We start from the raw sequence: 13,634 nt of genomic DNA, 5'->3' as shown, positions 1-13,634 counted from the left end.
CCATTCAGGAGCGCGTGATGAAAAAAATCGTGATTGCCAGCCGCGAGAGTCGTCTGGCCATGTGGCAGGCCGAACATATCAAAGCCCGCCTGGAGAGTTTGTATCCCGCGCTGGAAGTTGAAATTCTGGGCATGACCACGCGTGGCGACCAGATTCTCGATAAAACCCTGTCCAAGATTGGCGGCAAGGGGCTGTTCGTCAAGGAGCTGGAAGTCGCGATGCTGGAAGGGCGTGCCGATCTGGCCGTGCACTCGATGAAAGATGTGCCCATGGCACTGCCCGAAGGCTTTGCCCTGCCGGTGATCTGCGAGCGTGAAGACCCGCGCGATGCTTTCGTTTCCAATGCTTATGCCAATCTGTCCGAGTTGCCGCAGGGTGCGGTGGTCGGCACGGCCAGCTTGCGCCGCGAGTCGCAGATTCGCGCCCAGTTTCCGCATCTGGTGATCAAGCCCTTGCGCGGCAATGTGCAGACGCGGCTGGCCAAGCTCGATGGCGGCGAGTTTGACGCCATCATTCTTGCCGCTGCCGGCCTTAAGCGTCTGGGCCTCGGTGAGCGCATACGTGGCGAGTTGTCGCCGTCGGAAAGCCTGCCTTCCCCGGGTCAGGGTGCGTTGGGCATCGAGATTCGCGCCGGGCGCGAGGATCTCAAGGCGCTGCTGGCACCACTGAATGATGCCGATACCCACGACTGTGTGCTGGCCGAGCGCGCCTTGTCGCGCCAGTTGGGCGGCAGCTGCCAGATTCCGCTGGGTGGTTTTGCCACGCTGAGCGACGGGGTGATTACCTTGGGCGGTTTTGTCGCCTATCCGGATGGCTCGCTGATGCTGACTGCCAGCGCCAGTGCGCCGCGCCAGTACGCGGATGCGTTGGGGCGGGCGGTGGCCAAGAAGCTGTTGCAAGACGGCGCCGCCGATGTGATCAGCGCCGTCCTGGCCGATAGCTGAACATGAGGCCGGTGCTGCTCACCCGCCCGGCGGCGCAATGTGCGCCACTGGCGGCAAAGTGTGCCGCTGCCGGCTTTCGTACCCGTGTGTTTGCGCCGCTTGAACTGGTGGCGGATACGGACGCGTTGGCGCAGCTACCGGCTTTGGCCGCTGCGGCCGACTGGCTGATTCCGGTGAGCCCCGGTGCTATCGATATCATGTGGCCGGTACTGGCCGGGCATTTGCCCGAGACCGTGCAGCTGGCCTGTGTCGGCAAGGGCAGTGCCGCGCATCTGGCGGCGCTTGCCGGGCGTGCGGTGTTGCACCCCGAGGCCGGCAGCGACAGCGAAGCGCTGCTGGCGCTGCCGCCATTGTTTGCTTTGAGTGGGCAAACGGTCTTGATCGTGCGCGGGGAAACCGGACGCGCACTGCTGGCTGATACGCTGGCGGCGCGCGGCGCAACGATTCTTCTATGCGAGGCGTACCGGCGCGTAGCGTGCGATCCGGGCTGGGATAAGCTGCCTGCCGATATGGCGCAGGCGACGCTGCTGGTGACTTCCTCCGATATTGCCCGTGCACTGTTTGCCTCAGTACCGGCAGCGCGGCGCGACTGGCTGCTGCGCCAGCAGTTCGTCACGCTGCACCCGCGTATTAGCGAGGTATTGCAATCGCTGGGGGCAAGCAAGATTGTGACGGCCGCTAACGCCAGCGACGACGCGCTGTTAGCCGCGCTGGCAGCGTGTTAAGCCAGTTGCCGGATCAAGGCGGCAAGCGCCGGTTTGTGTAGCGCATCCGGCACATAACACAGGCCGATGCGGCGCCGGTAAGGCGCGACTGCCAGTTGGGCTACATCTAGTTTGTCTGCTAGCGAGGCGGGCAGCCAGGCGATGCCGGCCCCGCTTGCCACCAGTTGCGCCGCCAGTCGCAGTGAGCTGGCCCGCATGGGCTGTAGCGGGGCATAGGCGCCAAGCAGGGCCAGCAGCCGCTGCTGTGAGTCATGCGCCGGGCACATCACCCATGTTTCCTGTTTCAGCATCTGCGGCATCACGTCCTGGCCGCTGAGTTCATGCCCCGGCGGCAGCGCCAGCACGAAATTTTCCTCCGCCAAGGGCAGAAATAATTCGTCTTCGCAGCGCAGCGTCTCGCAGGCGAGGCGGACATCGCCACTGCACCCTTCTTCCAGCGTCAGCACGATGCCTGCTGTTTTCAGCGCCGCACGCAGCACTTTATCGATCTGGCTATCGCCCAGATCGGCTGCTATCCCCACCGTCAGCTCCTGCCCTGTTTCGCCCTGTTTGAAACTGGCGCTCAGTGCCTCGGTGTCGGCAATCAGCTTTTTGGCCTGCGCAAACAGGCGGCGCGCAGCATCGGAGGCCTCGACGCCGCGCGGCAGGCGTTTGAATAGCAGGGTTCCCAGTTCGGTTTCAAGCTGATGCAGTGTGGCGGAGAGCGTGGGCTGGGTGACGGCCAGGCGCTTGGCGGCCTGGGTGATATTGCGCTCTTCAAAAACGGCGACAAAGGCGCGCAGTTGGCGGATATCCATAGAAATGTCCGATGGCAGCAAAGGATAAAAACGATTTTTCGTCGTGGCGACAGGCGGCTATAGTGGATGGCATTCGGCGTTGCCATTAACGCTTTCTATTTCAGGAGTATCGCATGAACAAACCCTTGATTGTGATTACCGGCGCCAGCTCCGGCTTTGGTGCCGCCTGTGCCCGTCTGTTTTCAGCGCGCGGCTATCCCTTGCTGCTGCTGGCGCGTCGTATCGAGCGACTGACGGCGTTGGGTTTGCCCAATGTCTTGTGCCGTGAAGTCGATGTTACCGACCGCGATGCACTCGCGGCGGCAGTGCAAGAAGCCGAGGCGCAATTCGGCCCGGCCGACCTGATCGTCAACAATGCAGGTCAGATGCTGCTGGGCAAACTGTCCGAGCAGGATCCATCCGAGTGGGAGCGCATGCTGGACGTGAACGTCAAGGGTGTACTCAATGGCATCCATGCAGTGCTGCCGGGCATGCTCGCGCGCCGCCACGGCACCATCATCAATATCAGCTCGATTGCCGGGCGCAAGACCTTCCCCAACCATGCGGCCTATTGCGGCACCAAGTTCGCCGTGCACGCCATTTCGGAAAACCTGCGCGAAGAAGTGGCGCTACAGGACGTGCGCGTCATCACGATCGCACCGGGCGCGGCCGAGACCGAGTTGCTGTCCCACACTAGCAGCCAGGATATCAAGGACGGTTACGAAGCCTGGAAAGAACAGATGGGCGGCGTGATCTCGGCTGAAGATATCGCAGAGGCGGTGCGTTACGCCTACGAGCAGCCGCAAAATTTGTGCATACGTGAAATCGTGCTGGCAGCGACGCGGCAGGAGCCGTAAGGCGGGGGCGGGCAAACAAAAACGGGCGGATTTTTCCGCCCGTTTTTGTATTGAGTGCAGATAGGCATGGTGGGCCGTTAGCGTCGTGCTTGAATTGGCGCAGAAGAGATTGTGGGCATAAGCTGTATTGTTCAGCTTGGCAGCCTGATACTCATCAGGTGATGCGGGCAGGGCGGTGTTGAGAAAGGACTTCTCATGTTGTGCGACGCGTCTCTTACGACAATGTTGCCCGTCAAGGATATGAACCGTGCCCGGGGTTTCTACGAAGGCTGCTTGGGGTTGAAGCCCGGCGGTTTACGTCCTGACGGAAAGTTTATTTACATGGTGGGCGGCAGTACGCTCGCCTTATTTCCCAAGCCGGAAGGGACTAAGGCTGAGCATACCGCGATCAGCTTTTGCGTGGCGGATATTGCCGCCAGTATCAATGAGTTGAAGCGCGCCGGAGTCGTTTTTGAAGACTACGACTTCCCTGAGTTGAAAACTGTGAATCACGTCTGTGTGCTTGGCGCGGAGAAGGTTGCTTGGTTCAAGGATACCGAGGGTAATTATCTCTGCATTCACGAAGACATTTCCCAGCCATAGCACGCTTATGTTTTGGCATGCCTCGTTTAGACCGCTCCAGATTTTCACATTTGCTCGATAAAAACGGGTGGAGGAATCCACCCGTTTTTATCGGTCAGCCATCGCCAGCTTACAAGGGTTCGAGGACGGCGTTCACCCGCTTGCCGCGGCTGTAGTCGATATGGCTGACGGCCGCTTGTAGTGGCGACTTGCCGCTGCGTGCTTCATAGGTGGCCAGTACGCGCGAGACGTAGTTGCGTGTTTCGGGGTAGGGCGGGATGGTGTTCTTGTATTTCTGCACCGCGCCTTCGCCGGCATTGTAGGCGGCGATGACCAGCGGCAGATCGTGGTTGAACAGCCCCAGCAAAAATTTCAGATAGCGTGCGCCGGCGCGGATATTGGCGTCGGGCTGGTTAAGGTTGGCAATGCCGAAGCGCTCGCCGGTTTCCGGGATCACCTGCATCAGGCCGATGGCGCCCTTGGGCGACAGGGCTTGCGCATCATAGCCCGACTCCACGCTGACAATGGAGTGCAGCAACTGGGCATCGAGTTTCATCTCGCGCGCGACCTTGTTAATCATCTTGTTATAAGGCGCGCTGACGCTGGCCTTGACCAGGCGCGGCTGGGCAGCGGGCAGACCGGCAAGCGGCGTGCGTGCGGCGGCCGTGTCGCGGCTAAGGGTGGAGCCTAAGCCAGGGCGGGTGGCATCGGCCAGCGCATCGTATTTGCGAACGGCCAGCTCGGCTGGCGGACTCTTCTGGAAAAGTTGGTAGCGTTCATCCAGCTTTTTGGGGGCGAGGTGAACCTGTCCTGCGCTGTCTACATAGCCATACAGATCCGCATGGGCGGCGGAGGCTAGCGTAAACGACGCAGCTATCAAGGAGCAGAGGATAAATCGGTTCATTGATAACATCTCGTGATAAGACCTTGATTAGCATAGCAAATATGCGCAATGTCTACAGGGATATTATCGTTCTTGCACCACAATAAAATTATTTATTCGCGATGGTAGGGGTGGTTGTTGAGGATGGAATAGGCGCGATAGAGCTGCTCGGCCAGCATGACGCGTACCATGCCGTGCGGCAGGGTCATGGCCGACAGTTGCAGCAGGACATCGGCTTTTTGTTTCAGTTCGGCCGACAATCCATCGGCTCCGCCGATGATGATGGTGATGTCGTCGCCACCGGCCATCCAGTCCTTCATGGCACCGGCCAGCTGCACCGAAGTCCAGTTTTTGCCGCGCTCGTCCAGTACGATCAGCTTGGTGCGCGGGGCAATCGCGGCGATCAGGCGCTCGTGCTCGGCCGCAATGCCTTTTTCGGTCGTCACACCGCCGCCGCGTTTTTCCGGCTTGATTTCCTTGAGCTCGAAGCTGATGTCGCGGCCGAAGCGCTTGGCGTAGTCGCCAAAGGCTTCATCGACCCAGCGCGGCATCTTGGTGCCGACGGCGAGTAGGGTAATTTTCATGGGGAATTGGAGAGAGGGGAGTGGTGAACGGGGAGTTGGAAGTAGTTTCCCGCTCCCCGTGCACAATTTTTAGGCTGCCGACCAGGGCTTGCCGCCGACCGGGGTAAACGATGGCTTCTGGCCGCCCCACAGGGCTTCCAGGTCATAGTAGTCGCGCACGGCAGGCAACATCACATGGATGACGACGTCGCCGGCATCGACCAGCACCCACTCGCCGCTTTCGTGGCCTTCGGTACCGACCAGATCCACGCCGGCTTCTTTCAGCGCTACGGCTACGCTATTGGCCAAAGCCTTGACCTGGCGGTTGGAGTCACCGGTGCAGACGATCAGATGCTGAAACAGCGAGGTCAGTTCGCTGGTATCCAGCGTTACGATGTTCTTGCCCTTGACGTCTTCCAGAGCGGTCACGGCCAGTTTTACGATTTCTTGAATATTGTCCATATTTCCTTGATTCCAATGATGGGCACATGGACGCGTACGGACGGGTCAGAGGTGCCGCGAAAAGAGCGCGAGCCGCAGGTTGCGGCCTGTATGTCACGCTAGGTGTTCCGGTAGAGCTGCTGCGCCCGGATATAGTCCAGTATGGCAGCGGGAACGAGGCCGGACACATCGGCGCCGGCAGCAAGCCGGGCGCGGATGTCCGTCGCCGAAACGTCGACCGGAGCCAACGTCAGGGCGCGGATTGTACCGGAAGGCGTTCGTTTTGAAAAATCAGACACTTGGCGCGCTTGCCATTGCGCGCGGATGGCGGGTGCCAGATGTGCGGGATCAAAGCCCGGACGCAGGGCGACGGCGAGGTTGGCCAGCGTAAATATGTCCTGCCAGCGGTGCCAGCTGGCAAGCCTGGCCAGCGAGTCGCCGCCTATCAGGCACCACAGCTCATCCTGCGGCGCGAGCTCGCTGCGCAGCTCCTCCAGCGTCTCGACGGTATAGGCATTTTTGCCACGGCGTATTTCCCTGTCGTCGGCAATCAGCCCCGGCTCGCCGGCAATGGCCAGGCGCACCATGTCCAGCCTTTGGCTGGCGCTGGCGTGCGGACCATGGTCGCGATGGTAGGGTAGTCCGGCCGGCACCAGCCTGACTTCATCCAGCTTTAATTCATCGCGCAGCGCGCAAGCCAGGCGCAGATGGGCGCAGTGAAAGGGATCGAAGGTGCCGCCATACAGGCCGATACGCCTCATGGAAGATCTGGCGTGTCGGCGTAGCCGTCCACGATGACGGTCAGTGCGCCGGTCGCCGGGCTGATGACCAGCCCATGCACCGGAATATCGCGCGGCATCAGCGGGTGGTGGCGTACCGTGTCCACCGTGTGGCGCACGCTGTCTTCGACATTGTCGAAGCCCTTGAGCCAGCCATCCAGATTGATGCCGGCAGCGCGCAAGGTGCTGAGGGTATCCGGGCTGACGCCGCGCTCGACGGCATTCTCCAGCACCTGCTTGGGGTCGATGGCATTCATGCCGCAATCGTGGTGGGCGACCACGCAGATTTCTTCCGCCCTTAGCTGATAAACGGCGATCAGCAGGCTGCGCATCACCGAACCCCATGGATGGGTAACCAGAGCGCCGGCGTTCTTAATCAGTTTGGCATCGCCGTTTTTCAGCCCCATGGCCTTGGGCAGCAGTTCGACCAGGCGGGCATCCATGCAGGCCAGCACCGCCAGATTCTTGTCGGGGAACTTGTCGGTGCGAAATTTTTCGTATTCGCGGCTAGTGACGAACTCGTGGTTGTGTTCGAGCAGGGCGTGCAACACGCGCATTCGTTTCTCTCCCGGCCTCGGTGGAATAGAGGCTCTATTTGCGGCGCATCCTACCATCAAGCATGCCGGCAAGGTAGCTGCTGCATGCGGCCTTACCAGTGCGAGGCATGGTCTTCGGTGACGCCGGTCAGCGCGTTGACGATATGGCGCGCCCCGCTGGCCGGATCCAGCAATACCCCGCTGAACGTGCCGATAGGCTGCACATAGCGGCTGGCGGCAATCAACAGATTCTTGTTTTCGCTGCGCATGCCTTCCGGGGTGAAACGCAAATCGACCAGACCATCGTCGCTGTGGATATGCCACGGCGCCATCGGGTCGGCCGGGAGGTAATCAAAGCGCACCTTGCCGACGCGCAGCAGTTTGCCGTGCAGCCAGATGGCGTTTTCGGCATCGCCCATATAGCCGTCCTGCAGATTGAAGCCCAGCTCATGGTTGTGTGCACTGGCCCAGCGCCATGCGGTATGGCGGGCGAGCAGGCCATTGGAGGCATCCAGGCTGGCGATGGCGCCATCGAGTGAGTAGCGGCTACCGTTGGTGTCGGCATAGCCGCTGACCGCCAGACCGCCGCTCTTATGGGTCGAGTGCGCCAGATGGTTGGCCGGGGCAATGGCACACAGGGTCGGAACGTCGGGGTTTAGCGTGATATGGGCGGCCATGCGTAGCGCCGGGGTGCGCACCTCCAGCAACATGCGCCCGGCCTCGCGGGTGAAGACCAGCTTGCCGCCGCCGGCGCAAAAACGGGCATGGCCGAAGGCGCGGTCTTCTATCTTGGCCGACAGGCCGGGCAGGCCATCGGCCGAGAAGCTGGCCGTGACCTTGCGCTGCTGGCGGTCGAACAGATAGGCAAAAGCGGTGCTGCACCAGCCCAGATCGACCACGGCGACGCCGATAAAGTAGTTGTCGTGGGCAAAAGCGGCATACTGCCAGCGTTTATGGTGCAGCTTGCGGGTCAGGCGGTGCCAGGGGGACAGCGTCAAAGGCTGCCAGCTGAGGGCATCAACCGTGCCCTGATACATGCCGAAGGCGGGAATCCCGCGCTCGTGAACCAAACGGGACGGCGCGGGCAAAAACGGTGAGGGGTCCATCTATCTGGGGCGCGGATTTGATCCGTCGCCCGGTAGTCGAAGATGCGTGCCAGTTTACAGCAGATTAAGCGGGATTTTCAGGTAGGCGACGCCATTTGTATCTTTGGGCGGCATTTCGCCGGCGCGGATATTGATCTGTACCGAGGGCAGAATCAGCACCGGCATGGCCAGGCCGGCATCGCGCTGCTGGCGCATGGCGATGAATTCATGTTCGCCGACCCGTTCATTCAGATGGATATTGCGCGCGCGCTGCTCGCCCACCGTGCTTTCCCATTGCGCCGTGCGCCCCTCGGGCGGGTAGTCGTGACACATAAAGAGGCGGGTGTCGTCCGGCAGGCTTAATAGGCGCTGCACCGAGTGGTAAAGTGCGGCCGCATCGCCACCGGGAAAGTCGCAGCGGGCACTGCCTACATCCGGCATAAACAGCGTGTCGCCGACAAAGACGGCATCGCCGATGTGATAGGCCATATCGGCCGGGGTATGGCCCGGCACATACAGTGCGCGCGCCGTTAAGTTACCGATGTTAAATGCCTCGTCGGCGGCAAACAGATGGTCAAACTGGCGTCCGTCACAGGCAAAGCCGGGCTCCAGATTGAAGATACGGCTGAAGCTGGCCTGCACCTTGCCTATCCGGTCGCCGATGGCGGTCTTGCCGCCTAGCTGTTGTTTGAGCCAGGCCGCCGCGGACAGGTGATCGGCATGGGCATGAGTTTCCAGTATCCAGTCTACGGTCAGTTGTTGTTCCCGGATAAAGTCCACCAGCTGCTGGGCCGAGCTGGTGCGGGTACGGCCCGATTTGGGATCGTAGTCGAGCACCGGGTCGATAATGGCCGCGTGTCCGCCCGCCTGGTCGTAAACCACATAGCTGATGGTCCAGGTCGCAGGGTCGAAGAAGGCTTGTACAGGGGTTTTCATCTGGCGGCGCTCCCATTATCTGGTGGTGATGGTTAAACTATATTGAAAAACAATATATTTGTAAATATAATAAAGACTGTGTGTCAGAGGGAAGATCATGGATATGAATTTGCTGCGGGAAAACGCGACCCGCGCGGCCGGCTTGCTGAAGAGCCTGGCCAATGAAGACCGGCTGCTGCTGCTGTGCCAGCTGGTCGATGGCGAGAAGTCGGTTTCCGAGCTGGAGCGCTTGACCGGTATCCGCCAGCCGACCTTGTCGCAGCAACTGGGTGTGTTGCGCAATGAAGGATTGGTGTCGACGCGGCGCGAGGGTAAGTGGATTTATTACAGTGTGGCCAGCCAAGAGGCGATGGCGATCTTGTCGTCGCTGCATGACATATTCTGCCCGCCAGAGGCGGTGGCAGGCGAGAGCGCATGAAATAGCACAAGAAGAATTCATGTTTAGCATTCACAAGGGGAAATCATCATGAGTATTGCCTGGGATGTATTTACGCCGGCAGCGGCACTGGGCGGCGGTGTATTGATAGGGCTGGCCGCCAGTGCTTTTGTCCTGCTGTTGGGGCGGATTGCCGGTATTAGCGGCATGTTGGGTGGTGTGCTGGAGCGCGCCGCCGACTGGCCTTTGCGCCTGGCCTTTGTGCTGGGCTTGCTGGCGGCACCCATGATCTATGCGCTGTTGGCCGGTGCCATGCCGCTGCCGGTTATCGAAGCATCGACGCCGACCCTGCTGCTGGCCGGGTTGCTGGTCGGTGTCGGCACCCGCTTCGCTTCCGGTTGCACCAGCGGTCATGGCGTCTGCGGGCTGTCGCGCCTGTCGCCGCGCTCGCTGGTTGCCACCTTGTGCTTTATGGGCGCCGGTTTTGCCACCGTCTACATCGTGCGTCATCTTCTGGGCTGAATACATCATGAAACCCGTCAAACTGTTTACTGCTTTTGCCATCGGCCTACTGTTCGGTATCGGCCTGATCGTGTCCGGCATGTCCAACCCGGCCAAGGTGTTGGGCTTTCTCGATCTGGCCGGCGCCTGGGACCCGAGTCTGGCGCTGGTCATGGCCGGAGCCATCGGGGTGGGCTTTTTCGCATTTCGCGTGGCCGGCGGGCGCAGCCAGTCGCTGCTGGGAGACAAGATGCAGTTGCCGACCAGCCGCGAGATCACGCCACGGCTGGTGCTGGGTAGCGTGCTGTTCGGTGTGGGCTGGGGTCTGGCCGGCATCTGCCCGGGGCCGGGTCTGGTGCTGGCCGGCGCCTTGATTCCGCAGGGCTTGCTGTTTGTCGGTGCGATGCTGGCCGGCATGCTGCTGTATCGCGTGCTCGACCCTTTGCTGCCCTGACGCGATGCGTTCTCTCGCCCGGTTTTTGCCCCCCTGGCTTGGCCACTACCAGCGCAACTGGCTGACCGGCGACATCAGCGCCGGCGTCGTGGTGACGCTATTGCTGGTGCCGCAGGCATTGGCTTATGCCATGGTGGCCGGCTTGCCACCGCAAACCGGGCTGTATGCCAGTCTGGCACCCTTGCTGATTTATGCGCTGCTCGGGCGCTCCCATGCCCAGTCGGTGGGGCCGATGGCGGTCACTTCCTTATTGGTGGCGGCGACCTTAAGCAAGCTGGCGCCGCAAGGCGGTGCCGAGTATGCGGTGCTCGCCGTCTGGTTGGCGCTCTTGTCCGGGCTGATGTTGCTGGCGCTGGGCTTGTTGCGTCTGGGTCTGGTGGCCGATTTCCTGTCGCAGCCGGTGTTGTCCGGCTTTGTGTCGGCCTCGGCCTTGATGATTGTGTTGTCGCAGCTGGGGCCTTTGCTGGGTAGCAAAGGCGGCGGCGCGACTTTGCCGGCGCTGTTGGCCAATTTATGGGCGCAGCGCCTGTCCTTTCATGCGGCCGCCTGCTTGCTGGGTGGCAGTGCCTTGCTGTGGCTGCTGTGGTCGCGGCGCGCGCTTGCCGCCGTGTTGTGCAAAGCGGGTCTGACGCCGGGTGCGGCGCAACTGGCGGTACGCGCCGCACCGGTGCTGGTGTTGCTGGCCGGGATGTTGACCGCCGCCCATTGGGGCGCCGCCAGCGGTTTGCGCCTGGTGGGCGAGGTACCGTCTGGTCTGCCGCCTTTGGGTCTGGCCTGGCTGCCATGGTCGCGCTTGCCGGATCTGGTGTTGCCGGCCTTTTTCATTGCGCTGGTCAATATGGTGCAAAGCCTGTCTGTGGCGCAGATTCTGGCGCTGCCCCGGCGTGAAAGCATAGCGCCTGACCGTGAGTTGATCGCGCTTGGCGCGTGCAATATCGGCGCGGCGCTGTCCGGCGGTTTTCCGGTCACCGGCGGTTTGACGCGCTCGGTGGTCAATGCCGATGCCGGGGCCCAGACCCAGTTGTCGTCGCTGATCAGCGCGCTATTGATGACGCTGATTGTGCTGTTTGCTACCCAGGCCCTGTTTTTTTTGCCGCTGACCGTATTGTCCGCCACCATCGTGGCCTCGGTGCTGGCCATGATCGATTTTTCGCTCTTGCGCCGTGCCTGGGCCTGCAACCGGGCCGATGCGCTGGCCTTTATCGCCACCTTTGCCGCCGTGCTGTTATTGGGGGTCGATAGCGGCATCATCATCGGCCTGCTGATTTCGCTGGGCAGCTGGGTCGCCAAGAGCGGCCAGCCGCATATTGCCAAGCTCGGGCGCTTGTCCGGTAGCGAGCATTTTCGCAATGTGCGCCATTTCAGCGTGGAAACCTTGCCGGCGACGGTATTTTTGCGCGTGGACGAGAGTCTGTATTTCGGTAATGCGCGCCATGTCGAGGCTGCACTGCTGGCCATGGCGGCGCCTGACACCCGGCGCGTGGTGCTGGTGATGAGCGGCGTCAACCGCATCGACTTGTCCGCCTTGCTGATGCTGGAGCGGCTGGATGAGGCGCTGGCCGCGCGCAGCGTGGTCCTGTGGCTCAGCGATATCAAGCGTCCGGTGTCCATGGTGATGGACAAGGCTGCCTTGAGTCCGCGCTTTGACGGGCGGATTTTTCTCAGTGCGAGCCAAGCCTGGCAGTCGCTTGCGCCACAGCGGGATTACCAGATCTGAACGCGAGCCATTAGGCGTGCTCATGCCCCGCGTGCAACTTTTCCCTTTGCGCAGCTATCATAGCCGGATGATGAAAAAGACTCTGCTGTGCTCAACCCTCATGTTTGCCATTGCTTTTACGCCAGCACTGGCGGCACCGCTACCTGATCTTGGCAGTGTCGGGGAGGAGGCTTTGTCGCAGGCAGACGAGGCGAGGATAGGGCGCGAGATTCTGAGCCAGATCCGCGATGCGGGGGATGTGGTGCAGGATGCCGAAGTGAATGCCTATCTTGCCCGTCTGGGTAAGCGCATCACCTCGGCGGCCGCGACCGGCAACGACTTTACCTTTTTTGCCGTAGACGACAATTCCATCAACGCCTTTGCCATGCCCGGCGGTGTGATCGGTGTGCATACCGGCCTGCTGCTGGCAGCGCAAAGCGAGGGCGAGCTGGCATCGGTGCTGTCGCACGAGGTGGCGCATGTGACCCAGCGCCATCTGGCGCGTATGCGTGAAACCTCGACCCATAGCCAGCTATGGATACTGGCGGCGGTGCTGGCCGGCGTGCTGGCTTCGCGTTCGGGCAACTCGGATGCAACCTTCGGTGCGCTGAATGCCGGCATGGGCATGGCCGCACAAACCCAGCTGGCCTATAGCCGCGATTTCGAGCGCGAGGCTGACCGCATCGGCATGCATTACCTGACCGATGCGGGCTTCGATGCGCGCACCATGCCGGCCTTTTTCGAGCGCCTGCAGCAGGGCAACCGTTACAACGACAATAAGGCGTTGTCTTTTCTGCGTACTCACCCGGTCACTAGCGAGCGCATCAGCGAAGGACAGGATCGCGCCCAGAGTCAGCCGGTACGCATGAAGCCGGACAGTACCGATTTTCTGCTGGTGCGCGAGAAACTGCGCCTGAATACGCTCAGCCCGGCAGAGGCCGTGTCTTATTACCAGCGCGCGCTGGCTGAGCGGCGGTTTCTGAACGAAGGCGCGCAGCATTATGGCCTGGCGCGCGCCTATCTGGCGCAGCGCAACTTTGCGGGCGCACAGCAAGCGGCCAGTGACGCGGTGCGCTTATTGCCGGCCGACGCGATGCTGTACACGCTGCAGGCCGAGATTGCCATGAATGCAGGCCAGACGCAGCAGGCGCTGGTGTACTACCGCCAGGGCTTGGCGGCATTTCCCGCCAGTCGCGCCCTGCTGCTGGGCGAAGTGCAGGCGCTGACCGTCAGTGGCCAGCAAGGCGTGGCACTGCGCCAGGTGCAGGCTTTGCTGGCGCGCCAGCCGGCCGATGCCGAGCTGCACCGTCTGGCGGCGCGTCTTTATGGAGAAAATGATGTGCTCAGTTATCATGCCGAGCTGGGGCATGCGTTCTATTTCGAACAAATGTTTGAATCTGCACTGGTGCAATACCGGCTGGCCAGTGCGGCCAAGGGCGATAATTTCTATCTGCGTTCCAGCGTTGAAGCGCGTATGCGCGAGATAGAAAAGGTGCTCAAGGCGCGGCCTGCCAAGTAAAA

General features: G+C 61.4%; 17 protein-coding genes. 9 read left to right on the top strand and 8 right to left on the bottom strand.

The window, feature by feature from the left end; genetic code table 11:
* Nucleotides 1–17 precede the first annotated feature (17 nt).
* The gene (gene hemC / locus M3P88_RS08440; protein ID WP_249615613.1) at nucleotides 18–944 is read left to right on the top strand and encodes a hydroxymethylbilane synthase; all 927 of its coding nucleotides are present in this window, start codon (nucleotides 18–20) and stop codon (nucleotides 942–944) included.
* Nucleotides 945–946: 2 nt separating this feature from the next.
* Nucleotides 947–1,669 carry a uroporphyrinogen-III synthase gene (locus M3P88_RS08435; RefSeq protein WP_249615612.1) on the top strand — a complete coding sequence of 241 codons (723 nt, stop codon included), beginning with the start codon at nucleotides 947–949 and terminating at the stop codon, nucleotides 1,667–1,669.
* Here M3P88_RS08435 and M3P88_RS08430 read toward each other — a convergent pair.
* Nucleotides 1,666–2,466: a LysR family transcriptional regulator gene (locus tag M3P88_RS08430; protein ID WP_249615611.1), complete on the bottom strand. Its 801-nt coding sequence runs from the start codon at nucleotides 2,464–2,466 to the stop codon at nucleotides 1,666–1,668. The genes M3P88_RS08435 and M3P88_RS08430 overlap by 4 nt on opposite strands.
* Before the next feature lie 113 nt (nucleotides 2,467–2,579).
* Between M3P88_RS08430 and M3P88_RS08425 the strand changes: the two genes are divergently transcribed.
* Both M3P88_RS08425 and M3P88_RS08420 read left to right on the top strand, forming a co-directional pair.
* The gene (locus M3P88_RS08425) at nucleotides 2,580–3,302 is read left to right on the top strand and encodes an SDR family oxidoreductase (protein WP_249615610.1); all 723 of its coding nucleotides are present in this window, start codon (nucleotides 2,580–2,582) and stop codon (nucleotides 3,300–3,302) included.
* A 195-nt stretch (nucleotides 3,303–3,497) separates the two neighbouring features.
* Nucleotides 3,498–3,884: a VOC family protein gene (locus tag M3P88_RS08420; protein ID WP_249615609.1), complete on the top strand. Its 387-nt coding sequence runs from the start codon at nucleotides 3,498–3,500 to the stop codon at nucleotides 3,882–3,884.
* A gap of 109 nt (nucleotides 3,885–3,993) precedes the next feature.
* Here M3P88_RS08420 and M3P88_RS08415 read toward each other — a convergent pair whose 3' ends face one another.
* The 7 genes from M3P88_RS08415 to M3P88_RS08385 all read right to left on the bottom strand — a co-directional run bounded on the left by M3P88_RS08415 (nucleotide 3,994) and on the right by M3P88_RS08385 (nucleotide 9,086).
* Complete coding sequence (locus tag M3P88_RS08415) at nucleotides 3,994–4,767, bottom strand: lytic transglycosylase domain-containing protein (protein WP_249615608.1); 774 nt, start codon at nucleotides 4,765–4,767, stop codon at nucleotides 3,994–3,996.
* 92 nt (nucleotides 4,768–4,859) lie between these two features.
* A complete protein-coding gene (gene rlmH / locus M3P88_RS08410) occupies nucleotides 4,860–5,330 on the bottom strand; it encodes a 23S rRNA (pseudouridine(1915)-N(3))-methyltransferase RlmH (RefSeq protein WP_249615607.1) in 471 nt (156 codons plus the stop codon).
* Between the two features lie 69 nt (nucleotides 5,331–5,399).
* The gene (gene rsfS, locus M3P88_RS08405; RefSeq protein WP_249615606.1) at nucleotides 5,400–5,771 is read right to left on the bottom strand and encodes a ribosome silencing factor; all 372 of its coding nucleotides are present in this window, start codon (nucleotides 5,769–5,771) and stop codon (nucleotides 5,400–5,402) included.
* Nucleotides 5,772–5,869: 98 nt separating this feature from the next.
* Complete coding sequence (gene nadD, locus M3P88_RS08400) at nucleotides 5,870–6,511, bottom strand: nicotinate-nucleotide adenylyltransferase (RefSeq protein ID WP_249615605.1); 642 nt, start codon at nucleotides 6,509–6,511, stop codon at nucleotides 5,870–5,872.
* A complete protein-coding gene (locus M3P88_RS08395; protein WP_249615604.1) occupies nucleotides 6,508–7,086 on the bottom strand; it encodes a beta-class carbonic anhydrase in 579 nt (192 codons plus the stop codon). Before M3P88_RS08395 ends, nadD begins: the two co-directional genes overlap by 4 nt.
* A 92-nt stretch (nucleotides 7,087–7,178) precedes the next feature.
* Nucleotides 7,179–8,171: a DUF2804 domain-containing protein gene (locus M3P88_RS08390; RefSeq protein ID WP_249615603.1), complete on the bottom strand. Its 993-nt coding sequence runs from the start codon at nucleotides 8,169–8,171 to the stop codon at nucleotides 7,179–7,181.
* A 54-nt stretch (nucleotides 8,172–8,225) separates the two neighbouring features.
* A complete protein-coding gene (locus tag M3P88_RS08385; RefSeq protein WP_249615602.1) occupies nucleotides 8,226–9,086 on the bottom strand; it encodes an MBL fold metallo-hydrolase in 861 nt (286 codons plus the stop codon).
* A gap of 97 nt (nucleotides 9,087–9,183) precedes the next feature.
* Between M3P88_RS08385 and M3P88_RS08380 the strand changes: the two genes are divergently transcribed.
* The 5 genes from M3P88_RS08380 to M3P88_RS08360 all read left to right on the top strand — a co-directional run bounded on the left by M3P88_RS08380 (nucleotide 9,184) and on the right by M3P88_RS08360 (nucleotide 13,632).
* Complete coding sequence (locus tag M3P88_RS08380) at nucleotides 9,184–9,504, top strand: ArsR/SmtB family transcription factor (protein ID WP_249615601.1); 321 nt, start codon at nucleotides 9,184–9,186, stop codon at nucleotides 9,502–9,504.
* A 48-nt stretch (nucleotides 9,505–9,552) separates the two neighbouring features.
* The gene (locus tag M3P88_RS08375) at nucleotides 9,553–9,984 is read left to right on the top strand and encodes a YeeE/YedE family protein (protein WP_249615600.1); all 432 of its coding nucleotides are present in this window, start codon (nucleotides 9,553–9,555) and stop codon (nucleotides 9,982–9,984) included.
* Between the two features lie 7 nt (nucleotides 9,985–9,991).
* Entirely contained in the window at nucleotides 9,992–10,417 is a 426-nt protein-coding gene (locus tag M3P88_RS08370; RefSeq protein WP_249615599.1) for a DUF6691 family protein, read from the top strand.
* Nucleotides 10,418–10,442: 25 nt separating this feature from the next.
* Nucleotides 10,443–12,134, top strand: a complete 1,692-nt coding sequence (locus tag M3P88_RS08365) for a SulP family inorganic anion transporter (protein WP_249615598.1) — start codon at nucleotides 10,443–10,445, stop codon at nucleotides 12,132–12,134.
* Between the two features lie 100 nt (nucleotides 12,135–12,234).
* Complete coding sequence (locus tag M3P88_RS08360; RefSeq protein ID WP_249615597.1) at nucleotides 12,235–13,632, top strand: M48 family metalloprotease; 1,398 nt, start codon at nucleotides 12,235–12,237, stop codon at nucleotides 13,630–13,632.
* Nucleotides 13,633–13,634 lie beyond the last annotated feature (2 nt).

Source organism: Craterilacuibacter sp. RT1T (genome assembly GCF_023502145.1).
Taxonomy (GTDB): Bacteria; Pseudomonadota; Gammaproteobacteria; order Burkholderiales; family Chromobacteriaceae; genus Craterilacuibacter.
The sequence above is the reverse complement of the archived record's forward strand: the minus strand, read 5'-3'. Positions and strand labels throughout refer to the sequence as shown.

Coding starts and splice junctions, on each gene's coding strand:
- hemC (WP_249615613.1), top strand. CDS start 18: ATGAAAAAAATCGTGATTGCCAGCCGCGAGAGTCGTCTGGCCATGTGG.
- M3P88_RS08435 (WP_249615612.1), top strand. CDS start 947: ATGAGGCCGGTGCTGCTCACCCGCCCGGCGGCGCAATGTGCGCCACTG.
- M3P88_RS08430 (WP_249615611.1), bottom strand. CDS start 2,466: ATGGATATCCGCCAACTGCGCGCCTTTGTCGCCGTTTTTGAAGAGCGC.
- M3P88_RS08425 (WP_249615610.1), top strand. CDS start 2,580: ATGAACAAACCCTTGATTGTGATTACCGGCGCCAGCTCCGGCTTTGGT.
- M3P88_RS08420 (WP_249615609.1), top strand. CDS start 3,498: ATGTTGTGCGACGCGTCTCTTACGACAATGTTGCCCGTCAAGGATATG.
- M3P88_RS08415 (WP_249615608.1), bottom strand. CDS start 4,767: ATGAACCGATTTATCCTCTGCTCCTTGATAGCTGCGTCGTTTACGCTA.
- rlmH (WP_249615607.1), bottom strand. CDS start 5,330: ATGAAAATTACCCTACTCGCCGTCGGCACCAAGATGCCGCGCTGGGTC.
- rsfS (WP_249615606.1), bottom strand. CDS start 5,771: ATGGACAATATTCAAGAAATCGTAAAACTGGCCGTGACCGCTCTGGAA.
- nadD (WP_249615605.1), bottom strand. CDS start 6,511: ATGAGGCGTATCGGCCTGTATGGCGGCACCTTCGATCCCTTTCACTGC.
- M3P88_RS08395 (WP_249615604.1), bottom strand. CDS start 7,086: ATGCGCGTGTTGCACGCCCTGCTCGAACACAACCACGAGTTCGTCACT.
- M3P88_RS08390 (WP_249615603.1), bottom strand. CDS start 8,171: ATGGACCCCTCACCGTTTTTGCCCGCGCCGTCCCGTTTGGTTCACGAG.
- M3P88_RS08385 (WP_249615602.1), bottom strand. CDS start 9,086: ATGAAAACCCCTGTACAAGCCTTCTTCGACCCTGCGACCTGGACCATC.
- M3P88_RS08380 (WP_249615601.1), top strand. CDS start 9,184: ATGGATATGAATTTGCTGCGGGAAAACGCGACCCGCGCGGCCGGCTTG.
- M3P88_RS08375 (WP_249615600.1), top strand. CDS start 9,553: ATGAGTATTGCCTGGGATGTATTTACGCCGGCAGCGGCACTGGGCGGC.
- M3P88_RS08370 (WP_249615599.1), top strand. CDS start 9,992: ATGAAACCCGTCAAACTGTTTACTGCTTTTGCCATCGGCCTACTGTTC.
- M3P88_RS08360 (WP_249615597.1), top strand. CDS start 12,235: ATGTTTGCCATTGCTTTTACGCCAGCACTGGCGGCACCGCTACCTGAT.